Annotated in this window: 18 protein-coding genes; 9 read left to right on the top strand and 9 right to left on the bottom strand. The window is 65.9% G+C overall.

What is annotated here, in order from left to right:
- Positions 1-15: 15 nt before the first annotated feature.
- The 4 genes from AC1C2N_RS08800 to pip form a co-directional block, all read right to left on the bottom strand.
- On the bottom strand, positions 16-4470 hold the full coding sequence (locus AC1C2N_RS08800; protein ID WP_495433697.1) for a DUF4082 domain-containing protein: 4455 nt from the start codon (positions 4468-4470) through the stop codon (positions 16-18).
- A 404-nt stretch (positions 4471-4874) separates the two neighbouring features.
- Entirely contained in the window at positions 4875-5999 is a 1125-nt protein-coding gene (locus AC1C2N_RS08795; RefSeq protein ID WP_495433695.1) for an acyltransferase family protein, read from the bottom strand.
- Between the two features lie 173 nt (positions 6000-6172).
- Entirely contained in the window at positions 6173-7066 is an 894-nt protein-coding gene (ypfJ, locus tag AC1C2N_RS08790; protein ID WP_495433693.1) for a KPN_02809 family neutral zinc metallopeptidase, read from the bottom strand.
- 63 nt (positions 7067-7129) lie between these two features.
- A complete protein-coding gene (gene pip / locus AC1C2N_RS08785; RefSeq protein WP_495433692.1) occupies positions 7130-8086 on the bottom strand; it encodes a prolyl aminopeptidase in 957 nt (318 codons plus the stop codon).
- A 164-nt stretch (positions 8087-8250) separates the two neighbouring features.
- On the opposite strand from pip, the gene AC1C2N_RS08780 reads away from it, so the two are divergent.
- Both AC1C2N_RS08780 and AC1C2N_RS08775 read left to right on the top strand, forming a co-directional pair.
- Positions 8251-9255, top strand: a complete 1005-nt coding sequence (locus AC1C2N_RS08780; protein ID WP_495433690.1) for an aldo/keto reductase family protein — start codon at positions 8251-8253, stop codon at positions 9253-9255.
- 62 nt (positions 9256-9317) lie between these two features.
- On the top strand, positions 9318-9980 hold the full coding sequence (locus tag AC1C2N_RS08775; RefSeq protein WP_495433688.1) for an SDR family oxidoreductase: 663 nt from the start codon (positions 9318-9320) through the stop codon (positions 9978-9980).
- Positions 9981-10115: 135 nt separating this feature from the next.
- On the opposite strand, the gene AC1C2N_RS08770 is transcribed toward AC1C2N_RS08775, so the two are convergent.
- Positions 10116-10886, bottom strand: a complete 771-nt coding sequence (locus AC1C2N_RS08770; RefSeq protein ID WP_483405964.1) for a TetR/AcrR family transcriptional regulator C-terminal domain-containing protein — start codon at positions 10884-10886, stop codon at positions 10116-10118.
- 77 nt (positions 10887-10963) lie between these two features.
- Between AC1C2N_RS08770 and AC1C2N_RS08765 the strand changes: the two genes are divergently transcribed.
- Together AC1C2N_RS08765 and AC1C2N_RS08760 are read left to right on the top strand one after the other, a co-directional pair.
- A complete protein-coding gene (locus tag AC1C2N_RS08765; RefSeq protein ID WP_495433685.1) occupies positions 10964-11953 on the top strand; it encodes an ATP-binding cassette domain-containing protein in 990 nt (329 codons plus the stop codon).
- Complete coding sequence (locus AC1C2N_RS08760; protein ID WP_495433683.1) at positions 11950-12792, top strand: ABC transporter permease; 843 nt, start codon at positions 11950-11952, stop codon at positions 12790-12792. Before AC1C2N_RS08765 ends, AC1C2N_RS08760 begins: the two co-directional genes overlap by 4 nt.
- Before the next feature lie 74 nt (positions 12793-12866).
- Here the strand turns inward: AC1C2N_RS08760 and AC1C2N_RS08755 are convergent, their stop codons facing one another.
- The 4 genes from AC1C2N_RS08755 to AC1C2N_RS08740 all read right to left on the bottom strand — a co-directional run bounded on the left by AC1C2N_RS08755 (position 12867) and on the right by AC1C2N_RS08740 (position 19359).
- Complete coding sequence (locus AC1C2N_RS08755; protein WP_483405967.1) at positions 12867-14957, bottom strand: acyl-CoA dehydrogenase family protein; 2091 nt, start codon at positions 14955-14957, stop codon at positions 12867-12869.
- Between the two features lie 478 nt (positions 14958-15435).
- Positions 15436-17292, bottom strand: coding sequence for a DNA helicase RecQ (gene recQ / locus AC1C2N_RS08750; protein WP_495433745.1), 1857 nt, complete (start codon positions 17290-17292; stop codon positions 15436-15438).
- 503 nt (positions 17293-17795) lie between these two features.
- The gene (locus tag AC1C2N_RS08745) at positions 17796-18515 is read right to left on the bottom strand and encodes a copper resistance CopC family protein (RefSeq protein ID WP_495433682.1); all 720 of its coding nucleotides are present in this window, start codon (positions 18513-18515) and stop codon (positions 17796-17798) included.
- Between the two features lie 205 nt (positions 18516-18720).
- Complete coding sequence (locus AC1C2N_RS08740; RefSeq protein WP_495433681.1) at positions 18721-19359, bottom strand: hypothetical protein; 639 nt, start codon at positions 19357-19359, stop codon at positions 18721-18723.
- 120 nt (positions 19360-19479) lie between these two features.
- Here AC1C2N_RS08740 and AC1C2N_RS08735 point away from each other — a divergent pair, with 120 nt between their 5' ends.
- The 5 genes from AC1C2N_RS08735 (at position 19480) to AC1C2N_RS08715 (ending at position 24196) form a co-directional block, all read left to right on the top strand.
- Complete coding sequence (locus AC1C2N_RS08735; RefSeq protein WP_495433679.1) at positions 19480-20358, top strand: EamA family transporter; 879 nt, start codon at positions 19480-19482, stop codon at positions 20356-20358.
- Positions 20359-20512: 154 nt separating this feature from the next.
- The gene (locus tag AC1C2N_RS08730) at positions 20513-20827 is read left to right on the top strand and encodes a GNAT family N-acetyltransferase (RefSeq protein WP_483405972.1); all 315 of its coding nucleotides are present in this window, start codon (positions 20513-20515) and stop codon (positions 20825-20827) included.
- Positions 20824-21780 (top strand): pirin family protein, encoded by a 957-nt coding sequence (locus AC1C2N_RS08725; protein WP_495433677.1) that lies wholly within the window; start codon positions 20824-20826, stop codon positions 21778-21780. Before AC1C2N_RS08730 ends, AC1C2N_RS08725 begins: the two co-directional genes overlap by 4 nt.
- Positions 21781-21857: 77 nt before the next feature.
- Complete coding sequence (locus AC1C2N_RS08720) at positions 21858-22457, top strand: ECF transporter S component (protein ID WP_495433675.1); 600 nt, start codon at positions 21858-21860, stop codon at positions 22455-22457.
- Between the two features lie 8 nt (positions 22458-22465).
- Entirely contained in the window at positions 22466-24196 is a 1731-nt protein-coding gene (locus tag AC1C2N_RS08715; RefSeq protein ID WP_495433674.1) for an ABC transporter ATP-binding protein, read from the top strand.
- The last annotated feature ends 24 nt before the right edge of the window (positions 24197-24220 follow it).

Below are 24220 nucleotides of genomic sequence, written 5' to 3'. Positions count from 1 at the left end.
GGGCGGAGAGTGCGGTCATGGTGAGGCCCTGAACATCGCGTCGACCCAGAAGTTGTGCTTGATCGGCGCGGTCGGCGCTTCCGTGGAGTAGGAGTATCTGCCGCCGTTCCACACGCTTGTCAGTGGGCCGTTGACCACTTCGCTCTGGAGCCCGTTCGGTGTCACGGAGTATCGACCGTGAGGGGCGAGATAACTGACGGTGTACACGGTTCCCGCCTGCACTGGGACAGGAACGTCGAACACGGCGAATTGCCAACCGCTCGCACTCTCCTGAGTAAAAGTGGTACTCGCGAGCTTGTTCCCGGTGGGACCCCACAGGGCGCCTGTGTGTTCGCCGGTATCGAGAGTGCCCTTATAGAAGCGCACTCCCAGGATTTCGCCGTCGACCGCCGAGGTGAACGACATTCCGACCTGGACCGGGTCAAAATCCTCCCAGTTGGTCGCTGCGGGTTCGCTGTCGGGATGGAAGAGGGAGGTGACTCCCGGCTGGGTAAGCGGGTCGACCGCGGGCTCAGCCGGTGGTGTGGGTGTGGGCGTCGGTGTGGGCGTCGGCGTAGGTGTCGGCGTCGGTGTCGGTGTCGGTGTCGGTGTCGGTGTCGGTGTGGGAGTGGGAGTGGGAGTGGGAGTGGGAGTGGGAGTGGGAGTGGGAGTCGGAGTCGCGGCCAGGGCCGTGAACTCCAGATCCACGAAATAGTTCGTGGCGTTGAAAGAATGGATCGGGAACCCTCCGGCGCTGCCATAGAGGAATCGGCCGGCGACCCCGGTCAGCGGTCCGGATGTGCGCGGAGTCTGGAAATAGGCGCCCGTGTACGAGTAGTGCCCCGTGGGTGCGAGGTACGAGACGACGTATTCCTGCCCGGCGGTCAACGGGACGGGCGCCGGCAAGGACGCGGTCTGCCAGCCTGTGCTTGACTCGGCCTGGAATGTCACTGTTGCGAGTCGTTCACCGGCCGAGTTCCATAGTGATCCAGTGTGAGTGCCGCCGTTTCCCTGGCCTTTGAAGAAACGGATCGCGGTCACCGAGCCCGCTTCACTGGCAGTGAACACCATGCCAAGCTCGACGGGCGATGAATCGTCGGTGGCCGACACAACGACCGGTGTCTCATTCCCGAGGAGCGTGTATCTGGCACTGGTTGCGCCGTCTTCCGCCGTGTGGAAAGTCCACAGGTGATTCGCCAGGGCGATCCCTCCGGTCGAGCGGATCCCTGAGACCTCGACATCGAGATCCTGGTCAGCGGGCAGATCATCGTCCGGAGTGAAGACGATGGTCTTGCGGTTGACACTGACCGAAGCCACTCCACTGATCTCATGCTCGCCAGCCGACACCGTCATGTCGAATCCGTCGCTGATCGCCGTGGAGAAAGTGATGGAGATGCTGGTGTCTCTGGCGACATCGACAGCTCGATCTGCGGGGAGTGTGCTCTGGACAACCAGCGGATCCGGTGTTGTCTCGAAAACCACGTCCACTGAATACGAGGTTGACGTTGCCCGATCGGGAAATGCACTGGTATAGCTGTACAACCCTGAGCTGGCCGAGGTTCGAAGCGGCCCGTTGGCAAACCCTGCTCCGTACGCTCCCGCGGTGGCGGAATAGCGCCCCGAGGGTGCCAGGTAGGACGCCACGTATTCGGTTCCAGGGGTAATCGATACCGGCTGGGCGAAATATGCCGTCTGCCAGCCCGATGAGCTCTCTTCGCTAAAGATCGCTGTCGCGAGCGAGTCGCCCCCCGCGGACCACAGGGAACCAACATGCATCCCGGTATTCCCCGTCGCCTTGTAGAAACGAATTCCCCGGATAATTCCCGGCGCGGTCGCGGAGAAGCGCACGCCGAGGGTCACCGAATCCGGGTCGCCCACCTCGATGATCCCTGGCAGCTCGCTGTCGTTGTACAGGCTGCACGGGCATATCCCCGGCTCCGCGTTTGGTTTCGCTGTGCTGAACGACCAATCGCCACCTGAGACTGGCTCTGCGCCCGCTACACCCCAGACCTTCAGGGAAACGGAATACGTAGCGGAATTGGCGAGGGGAATGGCCGGGGTGAACGTTGCGGTGCGCGTGTCCGGGTTGTACGCGGTGCCGCCGCTCAGCTGGGCGCCCAGGCTGTCCGTCACGGATATGTCGACGGACTCCGCGGCCACGTCCTTCGACAGCACCGCGCGGATGGGCGTTGTCGTTGACACGCTTGACGATCCGGGGTGGGGCGATTGCTGCATCGCTACGAGTGGCGATGTGTCAACCGTGTCGAAGACCACATCAACGAAGTAATTTCCTCGACCAAAGCTTCTCGTTGGATACGTTCCCTCGGTGCTGTGCACTCCCGCAGCGGATGATCCATATCCCCCGTTGACCTTCAGCGGATGGCGGTCGATCGTGGCGTAGTCGCCAAAGTTTGACTCCGCGGCATAGTGCCCGTTCGGTGCAAAATACGACACCACGTATGTTCGGCCCGCCGTTACCGGAACGGCGCTGGCGAAAGTAGCCAGTTGCCAGCCGGACGGACTCTCGTCCGAGAACGTTGTTGACGCGAGCCGAACGCCGTCGTCCCGCCAGAGCGATCCCGTGTGAGTACCGGTATTTGCGCTGCTCTTGTAGAAACGAACGCCGGTTACGAACCCGCCAACTGCCGGCGTGAAGCGCAGCCCGAGTTCTACCGCGGATGAATCGCCCGAGTCGGCCGTGGCAGGGGTTGTGTCGCCGAAGAACGAATATGGGCCGGTGACCTGAATAGTGTGCGACGCTGGTGAACTCGGGTAATTGGCACTGTCGTCGATCGCCCGCACCAGGGTCGGCGTCGCAGCCATGCCCTTCTGCACGTAGCGATATGACCACTCGCTGGTACCTGTCGCGGGATGCCAGGTGGCCCCCTGGTCGGTCGACACTTCGACCCCGGCGACCTCGCCGCCCACGTCTGCAGCTGTGCCTGTCACTTCGACAATCGATCCGCTGTAGACGGTCGCGCCGGGCGAAGGGCTGGTGATAACCACCGTAGGAGCCGTCGTGTCCGCGCTCGCTGTCGCTCGTACAAGCGCCGGATCAAGGGAGGCCGGCTGCGCTCCCATGTCTGCGAGTAGATTCACCTGCGCCTGCTGCATCCGGGGATCGGCAGATGCGCCGTCTCCGTCGTGCTCATCGTCCAGGCCCCACGCCCACTGCACGCTGCCAGCCGAGAATACGAGTGCACCGCTCGGCGCGCGGTACAGGGTGAGGTGATGCTTCGTCGTGCCGGCCTTCACCGTGTTGCCGTAATCCTGAAGATATTCGGGAACGTCGCCTGTCGTCGTTGACAGGCGCACGAGACCGGCTGGGCGGAAGCCGTTGTCCACGTCTTCGTTCGACTCGTAGCCGACAGTGTGCGGGGCCAGTGACGCCGTCGAGCCCGGGGGCAGATTCGCCAGACTTGTGTTCCGCCAGAGACGCAACTTACCTTCGCGTGAGGAAACTGAGACCGGCAGGTCGGAATAGTTCACCTGATAGAGGGTGCCGATCAGTTTGTTCTCGGGCTGGCCTGCACCCGAAGACGCCGGCGCATATCGAGGGTCGCGCCAGGTCCCGGTCCACTCGTCTTTGGGGTCGATCTTCTGGTAGCTCCACGTCTCCTTGTAACTCACGAGCGTGCGGTATGCGGTGGCACCAGCGTCTGCGGACGGTTCGTAGCGTGTGCGCCAGTATCCTTCGTTGCCCGCGAGGAACTGAAGGTTCACACCGGCGTCGCGGGCGGCCTCGATGTTCGCTTTCTGCGCGCCCGACCAGTATTCGTCGTGGCCGACCGAGAGGAAGACGCGGTGGTTGGTGAGGAGGGAGCCGTAACGGTCCGTGTCGATACCACTGAAGTAGCTGACGTCGTACCCGTTCTTCTCCATGAATCGAACCTGTGCGTATTCGCTTGAGAAATAGAAGTCACGGCCTGCCATGTCCGCGCGGGTGTTGAACGGCCGGTTATAACTGACCTTGAACGCCCGCCCGTTGTTGGCGCCCTGATAAAAGTCACTGCCGCCATAGGTGTTGTACGCGTGCCACGTAGGGTCAGACGTTTGGAAAAGCACGTCGGAGGAGCTGTCCTCGTCTCTGACGATGAAGATGATGTGGCTTGAGCCGCCGGTATCGACTCGGGTCAGGAGTGCAATGTAAACGCCGGATACTGCGTCGGGAGGCACGTCCCACGATGCGGACACGTCCCACGTACCGCAGTCGTAAAGCTCCGTCGCTTCGTCAGTGATGCACTCGTCCTGGTGCTCTGCACGGTTAGGGGCAAGAATTGCGCGCTCAATGAAGCGAGCGCCGAGACCCTGGTAATAACCCGTGCGGTAGACGTCGACCGTGTAATCGAGAACCTCGGAATCAATCTTGAAGTCGACGCGAGTGCCCACATTGACGCTGATATCCGTGGCGAATCCCTGGATGCTCGCGTCTCCCGCACGATCGATGTCCCAGATTTCCGGGGCCGTACCCGGCTTTGAGTTCTCGCACACAATGGGATTCGAACCGGGAGCGCACGGCTCTGCGGCGTGTGTGGCCCCGGCACTGAGCGGAACGGCCAGAGTGGCGAGAATGGTAAAGACCGCTGCGAGCGCGACCGACCTGTTCGAGTCGAAAACGCTTGGCCGGGAAGCCGGCTTGCTCGGACGGGGCACTTCAGCACTCTTCTCACCGAAAACGGACCGCGAAAGTCACCACCGCCTGTCCGTGGGCAAGGGAGGAGGAAGGACGGCTCAGCGTGGCCGTAGAACACCGAACGTGATGGAACTTCACGTTCTGTCCTGAAAGAGTAACCCGGAGCAGGTGGCGAGCGATCCCCCCTCTTCGGGTGAGAATTACTCACTTTTGGCTCGCCACGGTGCTGTGATCGACTATCCGCCCTCCGCGGCGCCTACGACTATCCGCCCGCCGCAGTGGGACGCGGCTCACTACCCTGATCCATCACCACAACCCTTCGCGGCGAGAGCACTCGCGCCAGCCACCGATCGCCCACGATGGAGACCGCAATCAGGAGCACGAGGGCAAGGATGAACCCGAGTGGCGACCGCGCAAGCGCCGACTGCATCAGCAAGGGAAAATGAAACACATACAGGCCATACGAGATCGATGCGACGTAAGCGGCGACCGGGGCAGTCGGAGCAAAGAGTCGAGCGAACGCCCGAGCCAGCCCCGATCCGGCGACCACAACGCTTCCGAGGGCGAAAACGAAGAGCGTGAGCGTCAGCGCGAGGATCTGTGACATTGCCGCTCGCTGGTTGAGTAGCACGGCAAGCCCGGTGGCCGCGCAGAGGGCGCAGAACCATCCGAGTAACGGAAACAGGGATCTGACGCAAAGTTCGTCCCGCGCATAGAGGTCGGCAATGACAGCTCCCGCCCACCAGGTGAGCAAATAGGCGAGCACGAGCGAGAAGTGGTTGGGAATGAGGAGGTACGTCAGCAGACCTGCGATACTCGACGCACCCACCGATGCAAGCGCGAGCCAGCGCCCTTTTCGGTAGACCACCATAAGCAGCGGGAAGACCAGATAGAACGCAACTTCGTAGGAGAGCGACCACAGCGGCCCATTCCCGAGAAACGGCAAGACAAGATTTCCCGGTTTAAAGTCGAGATCTTGAAGCGACGCGAGATTGAGAATGAGCGACCACGGGTCGAAGCGGGCAACAAGAGACCCATCGAGAAGAGCCAGTACCGCAGACAGGGCGAATGCGACAAGGAGTGTCGGATAGATTCGCCGTAGACGCCGGGTGTAATAGCCAGCGAGGTCGTTCTGGACCCGGTGCTTCTCGTTGTGAAAAATCACGAACCCGCTCAGGACGAAGAACACCATTACCGCCTCAGGTCCCCACTTGAAAACGAGGTAGACCGGGCCGGCTATCTGGTTGTGAACGACTACGTGGTGCACAACCACGTACACGGCGGCAGATGCGCGGATGACATCCAACGCCGAGCGCATTCGCGGGCTGAGCCGACGACCCTGCGGTGCGTCCGCCGCCGCCACGGGGAGTTCGAGATGGCCCGCCATAGAGCATGATTATGGCCCAGAACCTGAGGAATCCTCACCCCTCGTTCGGGGTGCATTTTGCATTTTGACCGCACCCCCGAAGAGCGCCCGAGCCGAAGCAGTCAGACGAATCCCTCACGGTGCACGAGAATCACCACGTGCACCGGCCCCGCACCTCGAACCTCGGTGCTGATCTAGAGCTGGGAGCCGTCCACCGCGAAGGTATCGCAAGCGCCGGGTCCACCCTCGCGACCGGCGTTGAACCAGCGCTGGCGCTGTTCGCTCGACCCGTGGGTCCACGCTTCGGAGTTCACGCCCTGGCCTGAGCCCGCCTGGATGCGGTCGTCACCGACCGCGGCGGCGGCATCGAGTGCGTCCGCGATCTGCGCCGCTGTCGGCCGCTCGAGGAATGTCACGCCGTTCTTGTCTTTCGTCTCGCTCGCCCCGGTTACCCAGGCGCCCGCAAAGCAATCGGCCTGGAGCTCGATGCGCACGGAATCGGAGTCGGGACCGGTTCCCGTGCGGTCGGCGGACTCCATGATTCCCGAGATCGCCTGGATGTGGTGCCCCCACTCGTGTGCCGCAATGTACAACTGGGCGAGCGGACCGCCCGTCGTGTCGAACGGCGGCTGGCGCAACTGCGCGAAGAATGAGGTGTCGACGAAAATCGTCTCGTCGCCGGGGCAGTAGAACGGCCCGGTCGAACTGGATGCCGCTCCGCACGCGGTGGTCGTCGATGACTCGAAGAGGTCGAAGCCTGGCGTCCGGTACGCGCCGCTTGCGACGGTGCTGTAGTTGTCAATCCAGAAGTCATCGATCGACGACCCCGCCCCTGCCATGAGGCACTCGATGTTCTCATTGGCGTCCTCGCCCGTCTTGCACTGCTCGCTGAGGGACGTGGCCGATGGCGCCGAACCGCCGGCTTCTCCGCCTCCCCCGATGAACCCGCTCAGGTCGATCCCGGCGAACTGGGCGATGAGGAAGACCGCCACGACAGCGAGTCCACCACCGCCCACGCCGATCGCTGTTCCACGACCGCGCTTGCGTACATTGCTGCCGGAGATGTCAGAGTCTGGATTGAAGGTCACCGGGATAACTTACCCGCACCCGATCGCACCCGCAGAACCGCTTGCGCGGCACGAGCGTCATCGCTAGGAGGCGAACCGATCGGTCGCTTCGATGAGGGCATCCAGGATTCCTGGCTCGTCGAAGGCGTGACCGGCATCCGGAATCATCTTCAGCTCGGCGTGCGGCATCCCTTCGGCGAGCGCCCACGCCGTCATCGGCGGCGTGCACATGTCGTACCGACCCTGCACGATGACGGTGGGGATGCCGGCGAGCTTCGGAGCATCCCGAATCAACTGGCCTTCCTCCCACCAGCCGCCGTTCATGAAGTAGTGGTTCTCGATGCGGGCGAACGCAACGGCGTAGGCGGGTTCGGTGAAGCGCGCAACGGTCGCCTCGTTGGGGAGAAGGGTGATGGTCGACGACTCCCAGCGCGACCAGGCAACCGCCGCCGGCTCGTGCACGGCCGGGTCCGGGTCGTTGAGGAGCGTTGAATACGCACGGATGAGATTGCGGCGCTGGTCGACCGGCACCGGTTCGAGAAAACCCTGCCACAGGTCAGGAAAGACTGCGGATGCGCCGCCCTCGTAGAACCAGTCGAGTTCGACCTGGCGCAGGGTGAAGATGCCGCGGAGGACGAGCTCGGACACCCGATCGGTGTGGGTCTGGGCGTACGCGAGGGCGAGCGAACTGCCCCACGACCCGCCGAAGACCTGCCAGGTGTCCACACCGAGGTGTTCACGCAGCTTCTCGATGTCGCCGACCAGGTGCCAGGTGGTGTTGGACTCGAGGTCCGCCTCCGGCGCGCTCGCGTGCGGCGTGCTCTTGCCGCAGCCGCGCTGGTCGAAGAGAACTATGCGGTACCTTTCCGGGTCGAAGAGGCGCCGCTGGCTCGGGGTCGTTCCACCGCCGGGCCCGCCGTGCAGGAAGACGACGGGTTTACCGTCCGGGTTTCCGCTCGTCTCCCAGTAGATCAGCTGGCCGTCACCCACGTCGAGGTGCCCTGTGTCATACGGTTCAATCTCCGGATACATCTCGCGCATACCTCGACAGTATCCCTGTCTGCGCGGTGCGACAGGGGGTCCAGCACCTTCTCTCGAAGCCGCATCGCGGCATCCGCCAGAGAACCTGTGGCACAGAACGCGAGCTGGTGCAAGGTCTCGAACTTCTGTGGCCTCGAACCGCCGGCTGGGCGTAGCGTGGCCGCATGGACAATCGCTATCTCGGCAATTCAGGCCTGAAAATCTCCGAAATTATCTACGGCAACTGGCTGACCCACGGGTCACAGGTTGAGAACGACACAGCGAAACAGTGCGTCGCCGCGGCTCTCGAGAGCGGCATCACGACGTTCGACACGGCCGACGCCTACGCGAACACCGCGGCGGAAACCGTGCTCGGCGAGGCGCTCGCCTCCGAACGGCGCGAGTCGCTCGAAATCTTCACGAAGGTGTACTGGCCGACCGGACCTAAGGGACCCAACGACTCCGGCCTCAGCCGCAAGCACATTATGGAGTCGATCAACGGGTCGCTGACCCGGCTCGGCACCGACTACGTCGACCTCTACCAGGCGCACAGGTACGACCACCACACCCCCCTCGAAGAGACGATGCAGGCCTTCGCCGACATCGTCCGCCAGGGAAAGGCGCTGTACATCGGCGTCTCGGAGTGGAACGCAGACCAGCTGCGCCGTGGCTCTGCGCTCGCGAAGGAGCTCGGCTTCCAGCTCATCTCGAACCAGCCCCAGTACTCGATGCTGTGGCGGGTCATCGAGGAAGAGGTCGTGCCGGCCTCCCGCGAGCTCGGCATCTCGCAGATCGTCTGGTCCCCCGTTGCCCAGGGCATTCTCTCGGGCAAGTACCTGCCGGGCCAGCCGCTGCCGGAGGGCTCCCGCGCCACAGACGCGAAGGGCGGCGCCGACTCGGTGAAGGTGTTCCTCCGCGACGAGGTGCTCACCGCCGTGCAGAACCTCAAGCCCATTGCCGAGGAGCACGGCCTGAGCCTGGCGCAGCTTGCCGTCGCGTGGGTGCTCGCCAACGACAACGTGGCCGGCGCCATCATCGGCGCTTCCCGCCCCGAGCAGGTGCGCGAGAACGTGAAGGCGTCCGGCGTCAGCCTCTCGAAGGAGACCCTCGCGAGCATCGACGAGGTCCTCGGGTCTCTGCCCGAGACCGACCCCGCGAAGACGAAGTCGCCTGAGGAGCGTCCGTCCTGACCGACGGCGCCACCGCTACGACTTCTACGACCGTCACGACTTTTACGACCAGGGAGAAAACAATGAGCCGAATCGTCATCATCGGAGGACACGGCAAGATCAGCCGCATCCTCACCTCACAGCTCGTCGAGAACGGCGACGAGGTCGTCAGCGTCTTCCGCAACGCTGACCACTCGTCGGAAATCAGTGCTCTCGGTGCAGAGCCGGTCGTCTGCGACATCGAGACGGCGAGCGTCGACGACCTCGTCCCGATCCTTGACGGGGCGGATGCTGTCGTGTTCGCCGCGGGCGCCGGCCCCAATTCCGGCGCAAAACGCAAGCACACCGTCGACTATGAGGGCTCGGTGAAGTCGGCGCAGGCTGCCGAGCGCGCCGGGGTCGCGCGGTTCGTTCAGGTGTCCGCGATGGGAATCGACGGCGAGGTCGACACCAGCGACGACGTTTGGGCCGCTTACGTAGCCGCCAAGCGCAACGCGGACATCGAGCTGAAGAAGACGTCGCTCAACTGGACGATCCTCCGGCCAGGTGCGCTCACTGACGATGAGCCGACCGGCCTCGTCACCCTCGCGACCGAGACCGAGCGGGGCTCGATCCCCCGCGCGGATGTCGCGTCGCTGATCACCGCAGCGCTGACCTTCCCCGAAACGGCCGGCTTCACCTGGGAAGCAATCTCGGGTGAGACCCCAATCCCAGCGGCGATTGCTGCCGCGGTCGCCGCGGGCTAGTTCGTCACCTCGACCGCGCCACATCCATGCGGGCGCTGCAGATACTTCTGCAGCGCCCGCATGTTTGTGTAGCGCCCAAGATGATGGCGGGGCGGATGCCGTCCCGTCGCCGGGCGCGGAGGTTCAGTTCGCCCGCTACCGATCTGACGCGACGTAGGCCATGATCCCGTCCAGCACGCGGGCAAGCCCGAACTCGAACGCCAGCTGCGGGTCGCTCGCCGCCTGGTACACCTCTCCGACGGCCTGCCCGACGCGGCCGGCGAGCGGGTACCTCGACCCGTCCATGACCTTCTCGAGCACCGGCGCGTTGGCCGCCCACCACTCGGCGTCGCTCACACCCGACCGCTGCTGGGTCTGATCCATGTCGCGGGCCATCCGGGCAGCGCTCAGCACGAACCCGGCTATCAGAGTGACCACCTGGTCCATGTCGATGTCACTGAGACCGATTCCCTCCACGGCGGAGAGCTCCCACTCGTAGCGGTCGGAGATGTGCGGCCCGAGCGCTGGCCGCGACGTATCGACCGACAGCAGCCACGGGTGCCTCCGACACTCAGCCCACAGGTGCCGCGCAACGGTATCCAGCCGGGAGCGCAGGTCGCCCTCCAGCGGCGGGTGTGGAACTTCGCCGGTGACCTGGTCGACCATGAGCCCGATCAGGTCCTCCCGCCCTGGCACATAGGTGTACAGGCTCATCACGCCCATGCCCATGCGCTCGGCGACCTTGCGCATCGAGAACGCCTCGAGCCCCTCCTCGTCAGCGAGGGCGATGCCGTTCGCGACGACGGCGTCCACCGTCGTCTTCTGCTTCGGCCCGCGAGCGCCGGATTGTTCGCCGAGGGTGTGGCGCCAGAGCAGCGCCAGCGTGCGATCCGGGTCTGTGTGCCCTGGGTCATCGTTCGCGGTCATGCCCCTAGTGTACTTACCCCGTATGGTGTACGCTCAGTTTCCTCATTAACTCCGTACGGCATACGACAAGGAGTATTGTGAACCTTCCAGCCTCCTCCCGGCCCGGCTCCCCTCCCGCCCGATCCCCGCAGGCACCTTCGCTCAGCGCCACCCGGCTGCGCAAACGCTATGGCGCCGTTCACGCGCTCGACGACTTCGACCTCACCATCCCGGCTGGCAGCATCCACGGCCTGCTCGGGCCGAACGGTGCGGGCAAGAGCACGGCCGTTCGCGCACTCGCAACCCTCATTGACCTGGACTCGGGCGAGGCGACCGTCGCCGGGTACGACCTGCGCTCCCAGCCGGCCGGTGTCCGGGCGAGCATCGGCCTCGTCGGGCAGAGCCCCGCTGTCGACGAGATCCTCGGCGGCAGGCAGAACCTCGTCATGTTCGGCCGGCTCTTCGGCCTGGGCAAGCGCAACGCGGGGGTCCGCGCCGACGAACTGCTCGCGGCCTTCGACCTCACCGAGGCAGCCACCCGGCCGGTGTCCGGGTACTCGGGCGGCATGCGGCGACGCCTCGACATCGCCGCGAGCCTCATCCTCTCCCCCGCGGTCCTCTTCCTCGACGAACCGACGACGGGGCTCGACCCGCGAGGACGCAACGAGGTCTGGCGCACCATCCGCCGAATCGCCCGCGCGGGCACAACAGTCCTCCTCACCACCCAGTACCTCGACGAGGCCGACCAGCTCGCAGACACGATCTCCGTCATGAACGCGGGTCACGTCATCCGCTCAGGAACCCCGGACGAACTCAAGAAGCAACTGGGCGCCGACCGCATCGTCGTCACGGTTGCGGATGCCGCTGATCTCGCGGCAGCGGCGGAGGCCATCCGGAGCGGGGGCGAGCCCACCCTCGACGAGGCGGCGCGCACCCTGACGGCAGAGGCGCCGTCGGGCACTGCGGCGCTCATGGCAACGGTCCGCGCTCTCGACGCCGCCGGCATCCAGCCGGTCGACCTCGTGCTCCGCCGACCCACCCTCGACGAGGTGTTCCTCGCACTCACCGCACAGGAGAACCCATCATGACCACGCTCACGGCCTCCCCCGCGCCGCACGCGCCGGCATCCCGCTCGTCGGTTCCCCGCTCGTCGGCCCTGCGCAATGGCTGGATCCTCACCCAGCGCGAGCTGATGCACTGGGTGAGGCAGCCCGCCCTGCCGATCTTCGGGCTGTTGTTCTCGATCATGCTGCTCCTCATGTTCGGGTTCCTCTTCGGCGGCGCGATCGAGGTCCCCGGCGGCGGCGACTACATCAACTTCCTGCTCCCCGGCATGTTCACGCTGACCATGCTGTTCGGACTCGAAGGCACGATGCTGGCGATGTCGACGGATGCCGCCAAGGGCATCACCGATCGCTTCCGGTCGATGCCGATCCACAGTTCGGCGGTGGCGCTCGGGCGCAGCGGAGCGGACATGGCGTCGTCCATCCTGAACCTCGCCGTGCTTCTTGGTGGAGGGCTGCTGATCGGGTGGCGCATCACCACAGACCTCGGTTCAGCGTTACTCGCCGTCCTGCTCCTGTTGTGGCTCAGGTTCGCCCTGCTCTGGATCGGCATTTTTCTCGGGCTGGTCTTTCGCGGGCCCGGTGCGACAGTGGCGGTTCAGGTCCTGATCTGGCCGATCGGTTTTCTGTCCAATGTCTTCGTTGCACCCGAGACGATGCCGGGCTGGCTCGGCGCCGTCGCCGAGTGGAACCCGATCTCAGCCACGGCCACAGCCACGCGCCAGCTGTTCGGCAATCCGACCGGCATCACGTCGGGCTGGCTGCCGGATGCCGCGCTCGGCATGGCGCTCGGCTGGCCGCTCCTGATCACGCTTGTGTTTTTGCCGCTGTCGGCGAGGGCGTACCGCCGTTTGCGCCGGTAGCGCCCGCGCCCGGCGACAGCGCCCCCACACAACGAAACCGCCCTCCCGGTCGGGAAGGGCGGCTTCGTGTGAACCTACTTCTTCTTGGCCTTGAGCGACTTCTCCTGCACCGGTGCGGTGCCCGACGCGCGAAGATCAGCGAAGTACGCCGCGGCTTCGTCCTGACGCTCGGCTTCGATGCCGGATGCGACCGGCGCCCGGAGGTGCTCCTGGGTGTACCCGAACGCCTCGACCAGGTCGAGTGCGTGCGGACGGAGCCGCGCGAGCAGCCTGTCGATGTACGCCGTGACGGCACCGGCGCGCTGGCCGGACAGCCTGCCGTTGATCAGGTACCAGGAGAGGTTCTTCTCGATCAGCCCGAGTCCGAACAGGTCCCTGAGCCAGGTCAGCACCTTCTTCGTTCCCGGGTCGGTGACATCGGCGAGCGCCTCGGTGAACGCCTCCCACTGGAGCAGCTCGGTGTGCGCGCGAGCCGCTTCAATGAGCTGGTTCTGGTTGGCATTGAAGAGTGCAGCGGCATCCGTTGCGCTCAGCTTGCTGGCTGCCCGCAACCGACCGGCGATCCCGGCAACCATTCCCTCGACACGGGCCGTGAGCAGCTCGCGCTGTGTTGCCTCGTTCTGCAGGTGCCCGACGGACCGTGCCGTCGAGCCGAAGTCGGCAACGGTCTGCGCGAGAGAACGAAGTCCGGTGCCGTGCACGACCTTTCCGCGAGCCTGTTCCGCCGCGAATCGGGCGAGCGTCGCCGCGTCAGCGCCCTTGAACCGCTTGGCGTAGTCGCCGAGGAGCCGCTTGCCGACGAGCTGAAGCAGCACGTTGTTGTCGCCCTCGAAGGTGACATAGACGTCGAGGTCGGCGCGCAGGCTCGTCAACCGGTTCCCGACCATGAAGCCGGCGCCACCGCACGCTTCGCGCGCTTCCTGGAGGGTGTCGAGTGCGTGCCAGGTCGACAGCGACTTGAGGCCGGCCGCGAGCGTCTCGAGGTCCTGCCGATCGTCTTCGGTGTCGGACTTGCCACTGAAGACACCGTCGAACTTCACGAGCAGCGTGTCGTGGGCGAAGATCTCCGCGTAGGTTGTGGCGAGCTTCGGCAGCAGCCGTCGCTGGTGACGCTGGTAGTCGAGGATGACCTCTTCCTGCGTGTCGCTGGCCGCGTTGAACTGACGCCGCTGACTTCCGTAGGTGATCGCGATCTGCAGGGCGACAGCGGATGCCGCGACAGCGGCTCCGTCAAGCGACACACGCCCCTGCACGAGGGTGCCGAGCATCGTGAAGAACCGGCGACCCGGGCTCGAGATGGGCGACGAGTACGTGCCGTCCTCGGCGACGTCGCCGTATCGGTTGAGCAGGTTCGTGCGAGGGATCCGGACGTGCGTGAAGTGGAGCTTGCCGTTGTCGATGCCGTTGAGCCCGCCCTTGATTCCGTCGTCTTCACCGCCGATTCCGGGGAGGAAGTTGCCCTCGTCGTCACGGAGAGGAACCCAGAAGCAGTGAACGCCGTGGTTGACACCGTTGGTGATGAGCTGGGCGAAGAGCGTTGCAGCCTTCCCGTGCACCGCCGCGTTGCCGAGGTAGTCCTTCCAGGCCGCACGGAACGGCGTGTGGATGTCGAACTCCTGCGTCTCTGGGTCATAGGTGGCCGTCGTCGCGATTGAGGCGACGTCGGAGCCATGGCCGACCTCTGTCATCGCAAACGCCCCGGGGATGTCGAGGCTCATGATGCCTGGCAACCACTTCGCGTGGTGCTCGGGAGATCCGAGGTGCATGACGGCCGATCCGAAGAGGCCCCACTGCACACCGGACTTGATCTGCAGCGACGGGTCGGCGGTGACGAGTTCCTCGAACCCGGCGATGTTTCCACCGTGGTCGTCTTTGCCCCCGAGCGCGACGGGGAAGGCGCGGTGCACCTGGCCGTTCTCGACGAGGAGCTTGAGCTGGCCGAAGACACGCTCGCGGTGCTCGTCGACGCTCTGGCCCTCGATGCGGTGGAACTCCTCGCGCGCGGCGAGTGCCCTGGCATTCAGCCGCTGCTCCGGCCAGGTACCGAGCAACCGGTGTGCGAGGTCAGGCACGTTCACCCTGGATCCGTCCGGGCCACCCGCAGGAAGGTCAGCGAGCACGTCGTCGCGGGTAATCTCATCGGGGCGGATGGTGGTGTCAGCCATGGGAAGGTCCTTGTCTTTCGGCACTGAAGTACGTCTGAATAAAACCTACGAGCGGCACATGCCGATACGAAAAATGCCGTTCCACCGCTACAACTGGAGAGAACAGGCCCCACACTGGCGCTGTGGAAACCTACAGTCAGGGGGGTGATTCCTCATTCAGACCCCACAAGGTGCAGCGCGAGATTCCGTCGAGCGATCGCAGACGTGCCCTTCGCGCGGATACAGCGTATGGTCAAGAGACACAGCCGACGCGGCTGGCAGGTCGAAGGAGCACTCATGCCAAGCAAATCACCCCAGAAAAACTCCGCTAAGAAAGAACCAGCGAAGTCACTGAAGGAGAAGCGCGCCGACAAGTCGGCGAAGCGCGAAGACAAGGCTCGCAAGGGCTAAGCAGCCGAATACTCTTTCTCACTCAAGCGCTGTGCCCCCGGGCACGGCGCTTGAGTGCGTTAACGGCCGTGAGCCGAGGAGTGGCGAGCTACGGAGCAGACAGCTCGTGCGGCTCGGCGGGTTCACGGCCCGCAACGACGTCGAGCAACGGCTGCCCGTATGTCGCCCGCTTCTTCTCGCCGATACCGGTGATCGTCGCAAGCGCATCGAAGGAATCGGGCCGCGCGGCGGCGATGGCGCGCAGCGTTGCATCGCCGAAGACGATGTACGCGGGCACACCCTGCTGCTTCGCCGTCGCCGCGCGCCACGCGCGGAGCGCCTCGAAGAGCTCGACATCCTGGGGGGCGAGGTCGGATGCCGCCTGTCGGCGCGCCTTACTGGCGGACGCTCGCCGCTCCGGCTCGGTGCGCATGGGCACCTGCTGGGTGCCGGAGAGCACCGATGCGCTGTCGTCGGTGAGACCGAGGGTGCCGTATTCACCGCGCGTTGCGAGCAGGCGCTTGGCCAGGAGCTGCCGGATGACGCCACGCCACTGCTGCTCGCTGAGGTCCTGCCCGATTCCCCACGTCGCTATCGACTCGTGTTTCCACTGAGTGGTGCGCGGTGTGGTCTTTCCGCGGAGGATGTCGATGAGGTGGCCGGCACCGAACTCCTGGTTCCGCTCGCGCTTGAGCCGGACGATCGTGGAGAGCAGCTTCTGTGCCGGGATCGTTCCGTCCCAGACCTGGGGCGGATCCAGGCAGGTGTCGCAGTTGCCGCATGGCTCTGACGGCTGGCCGAAATAGCTCAGCAGGTTGGTTCGGCGGCACTCGACCGTTTCGCACAGTGCGAGCATCGCGTCGAGGTGTGCGGACATGCGCCTGCGGTGGGCGAGGTCGCCGGGTGACTCGTCGATCATGCGGCGTTGCTGCACCACGTCCTGCAGCCCGTAAGCGAGCCATGCGATCGAGGGTTCTCCGTCACGGCCGGCGCGACCGGTCTCCTGGTAGTACCCCTCGACGCTCTTCGGCAGGTCGATGTGGGCGACGAACCTCACGTCGGGCTTGTCGATGCCCATTCCGAAAGCGATGGTCGCGACGATGACGATGCCGTCCTCGCGGAGGAACCTGGCCTGCGTTTTCTGGCGAACCGATGCATCGAGGCCTGCGTGGTACGGCAGGGCGTGAATGCCGTGTGCCTGCAGGTGGGCCGCGGTCTTCTCCACAGTGTTGCGGCTGAGCGCGTAAACGATGCCGGCCTCGCCCGCTCCTTCTTTGGAGATGAAATCGACGAGCTGCTTGCGCGGCTCGTTCTTCGGCACGATGCGGTACTGGATGTTGGGCCGGTCGAAGCTCGCGACGAAGTGCGCGGCGTTCTGCAGGTGCAGGCGTTCGGTGATTTCGCGGTGCGTGGCATCCGTCGCCGTTGCGGTGAGTGCGATCCGCGGCACGTCGGGCCAGCGCTCGGCCAGCTCGCCGAGGGCGAGATAGTCGGGGCGGAAGTCGTGCCCCCACTGCGATACGCAGTGGGCTTCGTCGATGGCGAAGAGCGCGATCTTTCCGTTCGCGAGGAACCGCTTGGTGGCCTCGGAGCTCAGTCGCTCGGGGGCGACGTAGAGCAGATCGAGTTGCCCGGCGAGGTACGCCTGCTCGACACGATCACGCTCGACCGAGTCCTGGGTGGAATTGAGAAAGGCTGCCCGGACGCCGACGGCCAGAAGTGCGTCGACCTGGTCCTGCATGAGGGCGATGAGCGGCGACACGACGATGCCAGTGCCGTCGCGCACGAGTGAGGGCACCTGGTAGCAGAGGCTCTTGCCGCCGCCGGTGGGCATGAGCACGACGGCGTCACCGCCGGCGATGACCTGGTCGACGATCGCCTGCTGCTCACCGCGGAAAGAGTCGAAGCCGAAGACCGAGTGCAGCACATCGGCTGCGGTGGGGGCCCTTGACGCTTCTGGCAGCACGTTTGTCACCTCGCAAACGATAGCCGCTGCCGCTGACAACGGTTAATCGCGGGAGCTGTCCCACGGCTGGCGCACCCCCACCGCTGCAGTCCCATGCGGACGCTACAGATACTTCTGCAGCGCCCGCATGCATGTGCAGCGCTCGGTAATCGCGGGGGGGGTGCCTCGCGGCTGGCGAACCGCCACCGCTGCAGTCCCATGCCGGCGCTACAGATACTTCTGCAGCGCCCGCGTGCATGTGCAGCGCTCGGTAANCAGCGCTCGGTAATCGCGGGGGGGGTGCCTCGCGGCTGGCGAACCGCCACCGCTGCAGTCCCATGCCGGCGCTACAGATACTTCTGCAGCGCCCGCGTGCATGTGCAGCGCTCGGTAATCGCGGGGGGGGTGCCTCGCGGCTGGCGAACCGCCACCGCTGCAGTCCCATGCCGGCGCTACAGATACTTCTGCAGCGCCCGCGTGCATGTGCAGCGCTCGGCGCGGGCGCGTTGAGCGCTGCGCCCTCGCTAGCCCGGGTCCCGTGGCGAAGAAGCGTCAGCCGCGTCAGCTTCGCCAGCCTCGTCGGCACCGGGGACGGCGGGCGGACCCTTCTTTCGCCGCACCAGGACGACGGCAACAACTGCCGCGATCACGAGAACGGCGAGCGCCCCGCCGATCCAGAGGAAGTCGTTCGGCGCGGCGGTCGTGTCTTCAGACTCGATCGGACCCGACGGAGAGGCGGTGTCTGTTGCCTGGGTGGTGAACCTCGGCTCCGGCGAGGCCGATTCAACCGGCGCCTGGGCCTGCCCGCACACCGGCACGGCTGGCACTCCCGCCGCGAGTTCCTGCCCGGATGCCGGCTGCCAGGTGAACGTGAATTCGCCCGAGATCGGATGCCCGTCAGCGGACACCACCTGCCAGAGGACCGTGTAGTCGCCCGGCTGGCCGAGCTGCACCGGGGTATTGAGCGTGCTGCCCGAAACGGTCATGCAACCGTCACCGTAGTAGAGCGCCTCGGCACCTGGACCGCGAACCTGGATGGCATTCGACGTGCCGCCCGCCTCGAGGATGGCGTCGTTGGTAGTGACCGAGAATGTACCCGGCTGCTCCGTCACGACGGAATCGGCAGCGGGTGTCGATGAGACCAGCGCGTTGTGCGCCTGCGCGGGCGCCCCGGCGAGGCCGAGGCCGGCAACCGCGAGCAGCCCGGCGAGTGTCGAGAGTCCAAGAAGGCGGCGAATACGCATCTGCCCAACCTTCCATGCTCTGGGCGCGGGTTGCCCCTGCGCGTGGGCCAGCTGTGTGCCTGGGTGGACTGTGTGAGTTCGATTCATGAGTTCCGAAATTCGTTGGGGTGCGACCGGCGCGCAAAGCGGCGGTCGGCGAAAGAAAATGGTCTGCGGGTGTGCCGAACGGATGCTCCCCGTCGGGGAGGGCAAGCCCCCTCCGTTGTCAGGCGAACGAGCGGGTCCGGCGAACGGGTGCGGGAGGCCCGCGATGGCGCATGGCTGAGAGCAGCACGCGCTGACGGGCAATCAGCACGGGCAGCCAGTCGACCGCGGTGCGAACCCCGCCGCCGCCAATAGGGACGACACGGGCGATGATGAGCGCGCGAACGCCCATCCGGAGGGTCTCGGACAGAGCGACGAGCACTCGCTCGCCGCGAACCAGGGCCACAATCGTGACACCGGCGGCGAGCGCGTGACCGAGCCACATGGCCGCGGCGGGCGTCGCGTGGGCGTGGGTCACGGCATCCGTCGACAGCAGAACCATTCCGGGGTGGTGCCCCGCGCTGGACGCTGTGCCCGTTGTCGCTGTGCCCGTCGTGGCTGTGCCCGTCGTCGCTGGCGCGAGCGCGAAGAGGAGGTGGTAACCCAGCTGGCTGAGCACGACCGAAACCGCGAGACGCCAGGGCGAAAGCGCTCGACCGGCGAGGGTGATGCACACGAATACGGCGAGGACGGATGCCACGGCGAGCGCGAAGATGCCGGGAGCAGCGTCGCCGGAAATCGTGTGGGAGAGCGCGGCGGCGAAGGTGGCCAGTGCGGCCGCGAGAAGGCCACGGAGCACGCGGGTCCGCCGAGCGCGCATGATCGTCCTTCCCGCGGGAGTGTGGGCTGACTGGCCCTCCCTCCACTGTACGTTGCCCGCCGGGCAGGGGGGTCCCGGGACCGCGGCGAGCGCCTGTGGCGGGTCAACTACGCTTTCGTCATGCTCACCGCGGTCATCGGCCTGTTCGGCGCTCTCGTCTATGGCGCGGCCGACTTCCTCGGCGGCCTCGCGTCGAAGCGAATCAGCCCGCTCAGGGTCACAGCGCTCGCGGCGGTGTCCGGTCTTGTCGTTCTCCTCGCCGTCCTGCCTCTCGGCTTCGGGCGCTGGTCGGCGGAAGCCGTGCTGTGGGGAGGGCTGTCCGGCGTGACCGGCGCCATCGCCATCTCGCTGCTCTACGCCTGCCTCGCGATCGGACCGATGTCGATCCTGTCACCGCTCACCGCCGTCGTGTCGGCGATAGTACCGATGACCTGGGGGCTGGCCACGGGCGACGAGTTCGGCGTCCTCGGATTCTTCGCTCTCGGACTCGCGCTCGTCGCCGTCATCCTGGTCGGTTTTGTTCCCGAAAAGGGCGCGGTGCGACCGAGCATCCGTGGTGTGCTGATGGCGATCGGCTCCGGCGCGATGATCGGCGCGTTCATCATCCTCATCGACCAGACGCCCGAGGATTCCGGGGTCGTTCCACTCGTGATGAACCGGGCCGTGAACGCCGCGTTGATGTTCACCGCCGTGTTCCTGGTCTGGCTGCGTACCAGGAACCCCGGTCGCGGTCGGCGCCCCTCCGCACCAGCGCGGACCGGGTGGCGCCAGGGCCTGGGCCTCGCCGTCGCGTGTGGCATCGTCGACGCGCTCGCCAATACGCTGCTGCTCATCGGCATCCGGATCGGTGATCTCTCGGTGATGAGCGTGCTCACGGCGATGTATCCCGCAGGCACCATCCTTCTCGCCGCCGTGGTGCTCAGGGAACGGATCGCCCCCGTGCAGTGGCTCGGACTCGTGCTCGCGCTCGTCGCAGCAGGAATGCTCGCTCTCGCCTGACCGGGGCCGTGGCCGTTCGGCTCGGCCGTGCCGTGACCGGGCGCGCCGTGACCGGACCCGACAGGACCGGATGAGGCAATCCACTCGCGCCCCGACGACGACAGGAATAGGTTGGAGTGAACCCCTTCCGTCGTTCGTGAGAAAGCAGGAACCTGTGGCTGATGATGCCGACCAGACCACCAGCGTCACGAGGAACGACGACGAGTCGAGGTATGAGATCCGGGTCGATGGCTCGCTGGCCGGATTCGTCGCATTCCGCCAGAACCCCGGCCGACTGGCCTTCACTCACACGCTCATACAGCCGGAGTTCGAGGGGATGGGCCTTGGCTCCACCCTCGTGCGGAGCGCCCTTGAGGACGCCTCCACTCGCGGCGAGACGATCGTCCCCTTCTGCCCGTTCGTTCAGTCCTGGCTGAAGCGTCATCCCGAGTTCGAGGGCACCGTCGACTGGGAACCAGTCCAGCAATGACGCGACTCGACCAGCCGGTGAGCGAGTCGCTCAGCTCGCGCCCCGGTGCGACGGGGCAGACGACGCGCCGGCTCGAGTCTCGCGAGGTCCCGCTCGGAGGCATCCGTGGGATCGTCGTGCACCGGTCGCTCCCCCAGCGCGCGCTGCCCATGGTCGGCGCGTGGTGCTTCCTCGACAGGTTCGACGACGAAGAGGTCGGGATGAAGGTGCTGCCGCACCCGCACACCGGACTGCAGACGGTGACCTGGCCCGTCGAAGGCAGCATCCGTCACCGTGACAGCGTCGGCAGCGACGTCGCCGTCGAGCCGGGCGAACTCAACATCATGACGAGCGGGTACGGCATCTCCCACTCCGAGTTCTCGCTCGGCCCCGTCGGCAGCCCGCTTCGTGGTCTCCAGTTGTGGGTGGCGCTCCCCCGCGACGTCGCCGACATCGATCCGTTCTTCGAGCGCCATACCGAGCTTCCGGTTTACCGCGCGGAGGGCCTCACCGCGAGCGTCCTCGTCGGCAGGCTCGGCGACGTCGTCTCGGAGGCAACCGTGTTCACGCCACTGGTCGGGGCGGATGCCGTGATCGACGCTGGTGCGCGCGTCACGCTCCCGCTCGAAGGGCACTACGAGTACGCGGTCATGGTGCTCTCGGGCACGCTCGAAGTGGCCGGAGAATCGCTCACGCGCGGGCCGCTCCTCTACCTCGGGACCGAGCGTGAATCGCTCGACATCGCGAGCCCGGACGGATGCCGGTTCGTCCTGCTCGGAGGCCCGCCGTTCGCGGAGGAACTCATCATGTGGTGGAACTTCGTGGCACGGAGCCACGAGGAGATCGTGAGCGCACGGGACGCGTGGGAATCGCGCAGCATCCGTTTTGGTTCGGTCGAGGGCCACGGTGGTGAGCGGATCCCGGCACCGCCGTTGCCCGGAGTGCGATTGACGCCGCGTCGCCGACAATCCTGAGCGCGACTCCCAGACGACACGCACTAAACTTAGGGTTACCTCACCCCTGAACCAGCTCACCCGAAACCGAGATCGACATGCGAAACGCGAGCACCCGCCTCCTGCTCACCTGCGCAGCCATCGGCGTCGCCGGTGGCCTGGTTTTCGTGGTCAGCGGGTATCTCAACGGGCTCATGTCTGCGACTATCCCGGTTCTCTACGGTTCGCTTGTCGGCGTGTACTTCCTCCCCGGCGTTGTCGCACAGTCGCTCCTTCGACGCGGCGGAGTCGCGCTGCTCACCGGTCTCTTCGCCGGGCTCATCGCCGCGGCCTTCAGCCCCCAGTGGTTCCTTCGCTACCTCGGCGCCGGCCTTGCGATCGGGCTGCTGCAGGAACTGCCATTCCTCGTCAGCCGCTACCGGTACTGGCGGGCCTGGGTCTTCTACCTCGCTGCGGCGATCGCCGGGATCATCTTCGGCGCCGGGGTCTATCTGGCCATCGGCGCCGAACAGTTCAGCGCGGTCCTCAGTGTCGTGTACTTCGGCCTGTTCGCCGTGAGCCCGATTATCTTCACCTGGCTCGGGCGGGTCATCGCCAGCCGAATCGACAAGACCGGGGTGGCGCGGGGGCTGCAGCGTGAGGTCGACCGCAGGCCACACGCCCCGGATTCGGCCAACGCACCAGTGACCTCCGCGTGACCAGCTGAATGCCGGATCACACCGCCGCGCTGCGGCTCGACGATGTGCGGATCCGCTATGACGGGAGCGCAGACCACACCCCCAACGGTGTGAGCTTCGACGTTCGCACGGGAGAAGTCGTCCTGCTCCTCGGCCCGTCGGGTTGCGGCAAGTCGACACTCGCCCTGTCACTCAACGGCCTCGTCCCGCACGCGGTCGCCGCGACGCTCTCAGGGTCCGTCACGGTGCACGGCATCCGAACAGCGGATGCCACGGTGTCGCGGTTGTCGCAGGACGTCGCGATGGTCTTCCAGGACCCCGATTCGCAGCTCGTCACCGGCACGGTGTTCGACGAGGTCTGCTTTGGCCCGGAAAACCTCCTTCTCCCCGTCGCCGAGGTGCTCGAGCGAGCCGAACGCGCACTGAATGCCGTCGGGCTCTGGGAGAGACGTCTCGACAACCCCGACCTGTTGTCGGGCGGTGGCAAGCAACGACTCGCCATCGCCTGCGCCCTCGCGATGGGCACCGGGGTACTCGTACTCGACGAGCCGACCGCGAACCTCGACCCGACCGGTATTGCCGATGTCTACGCGGTCCTTCGCAATACCGCAGCGGCGGGGATGCACGCGATTGTCCTGATCGAGCACAACCTTGACGCGGCCATCGACCTCGTCGACCGGGTCATCGTCCTCGATGGCACCGGGAAAATTGCCTTCCAGGGCGACCCGAGAACAGTGCTCGCCGGGGCCGCGGACCAGGTCGCGAAACTCGGAGTCTGGCTGCCCGTCGCCACCCTCGCCGCGCTGCGGTTGAGGAGCGCCGGAGTGGTACTCGATCCGCTCCCGCTCACCCCGGACGAACTGACGACCGCGCTCAATGGCATCCGTTCTCTTCCCCCGCTCGCGGAACGCAGCCCCGAGCCAACCTTCGTTCCGAGGGACGCGGCCGTGAGCGTTCGCGGTCTCACCCTGACCCGCGGCCGCACACCGATCATCCGTGACGTGTCGCTCGAGATCGGCCGGGGTGATTTCGTCACGGTGATCGGCGCCAACGGAGCGGGCAAGACCACGCTCGTGCAGGCTGTTGCCGGAGTCGTTCCGCCGCCGAAGGGCCGGGTCCGCGTCGGCGATCTTGATCCGGCGACGAGTGATGCGCGGATGCTGGCGGACCACGTCGGGTTCGTCTTCCAGAACCCCGAGCACCAGTTCATCGAGAACACGGTGTTCGACGAACTCGCCCACGGGCTGCGGGTGCGCCGCGGACGTTCGGGCGGCGGGCTTCGCGAGGATGAGATCGAGGCGCGAGTCACAGCGATGCTCGAGCGGTTCGGTCTGGAAAAGCACCGCGACGCTCACCCCTTCCTTCTCTCCGGCGGGCAGAAGCGCAGGCTCTCGGTCGGCACGGCGCTCATCACCGGCGCCCCGGTCCTCGTCCTCGACGAACCGACCTTTGGCCAGGATCGCCAGCGAGCGAACGAGTTGCTCACCCTGCTTCGGGACCTGCACCGCTCGGGGACGACGGTGATCACCGTGACCCACGACCTCCAGCTGGTTGCGGAGTATGCGAGCCACGTCGCTGTGATGCACGACGGGCGGCTGCTGGCGTTCGGGCCGGCCGCTGAGATCCTGGGCGACGGCGAACTGCTCTCGATGGCCGGGCTCACTCTTCCCCCACTCGCGCGGGCGATGCGGGGCGTGACGCGGCATCCGTCGTGGATGTCACTCTCCCGGGTCGCTGACCTCCCGGGCAGCCTCCCGTGACGGCGGCGCTCGACCCGTACGGCG

The sequence above is a fragment of the Mycetocola sp. Y791 genome, assembly GCF_059445325.1.
The sequence above is the reverse complement of the archived record's forward strand: the minus strand, read 5'-3'. Positions and strand labels throughout refer to the sequence as shown.

What these genes read in the sequence shown, in the direction of transcription:
- AC1C2N_RS08725 (WP_495433677.1), top strand. Translation starts at nt 20,824, where the DNA reads ATGACGCGACTCGACCAGCCGGTGAGCGAGTCGCTCAGCTCGCGCCCC.
- AC1C2N_RS08780 (WP_495433690.1), top strand. Translation starts at nt 8,251, where the DNA reads ATGGACAATCGCTATCTCGGCAATTCAGGCCTGAAAATCTCCGAAATT.
- AC1C2N_RS08745 (WP_495433682.1), bottom strand. Translation starts at nt 18,515, where the DNA reads ATGCGTATTCGCCGCCTTCTTGGACTCTCGACACTCGCCGGGCTGCTC.
- AC1C2N_RS08770 (WP_483405964.1), bottom strand. Translation starts at nt 10,886, where the DNA reads ATGACCGCGAACGATGACCCAGGGCACACAGACCCGGATCGCACGCTG.
- AC1C2N_RS08715 (WP_495433674.1), top strand. Translation starts at nt 22,466, where the DNA reads ATGCCGGATCACACCGCCGCGCTGCGGCTCGACGATGTGCGGATCCGC.
- pip (WP_495433692.1), bottom strand. Translation starts at nt 8,086, where the DNA reads ATGCGCGAGATGTATCCGGAGATTGAACCGTATGACACAGGGCACCTC.
- AC1C2N_RS08795 (WP_495433695.1), bottom strand. Translation starts at nt 5,999, where the DNA reads ATGGCGGGCCATCTCGAACTCCCCGTGGCGGCGGCGGACGCACCGCAG.
- AC1C2N_RS08740 (WP_495433681.1), bottom strand. Translation starts at nt 19,359, where the DNA reads ATGCGCGCTCGGCGGACCCGCGTGCTCCGTGGCCTTCTCGCGGCCGCA.
- AC1C2N_RS08775 (WP_495433688.1), top strand. Translation starts at nt 9,318, where the DNA reads ATGAGCCGAATCGTCATCATCGGAGGACACGGCAAGATCAGCCGCATC.
- AC1C2N_RS08735 (WP_495433679.1), top strand. Translation starts at nt 19,480, where the DNA reads ATGCTCACCGCGGTCATCGGCCTGTTCGGCGCTCTCGTCTATGGCGCG.
- AC1C2N_RS08760 (WP_495433683.1), top strand. Translation starts at nt 11,950, where the DNA reads ATGACCACGCTCACGGCCTCCCCCGCGCCGCACGCGCCGGCATCCCGC.
- AC1C2N_RS08720 (WP_495433675.1), top strand. Translation starts at nt 21,858, where the DNA reads ATGCGAAACGCGAGCACCCGCCTCCTGCTCACCTGCGCAGCCATCGGC.
- AC1C2N_RS08755 (WP_483405967.1), bottom strand. Translation starts at nt 14,957, where the DNA reads ATGGCTGACACCACCATCCGCCCCGATGAGATTACCCGCGACGACGTG.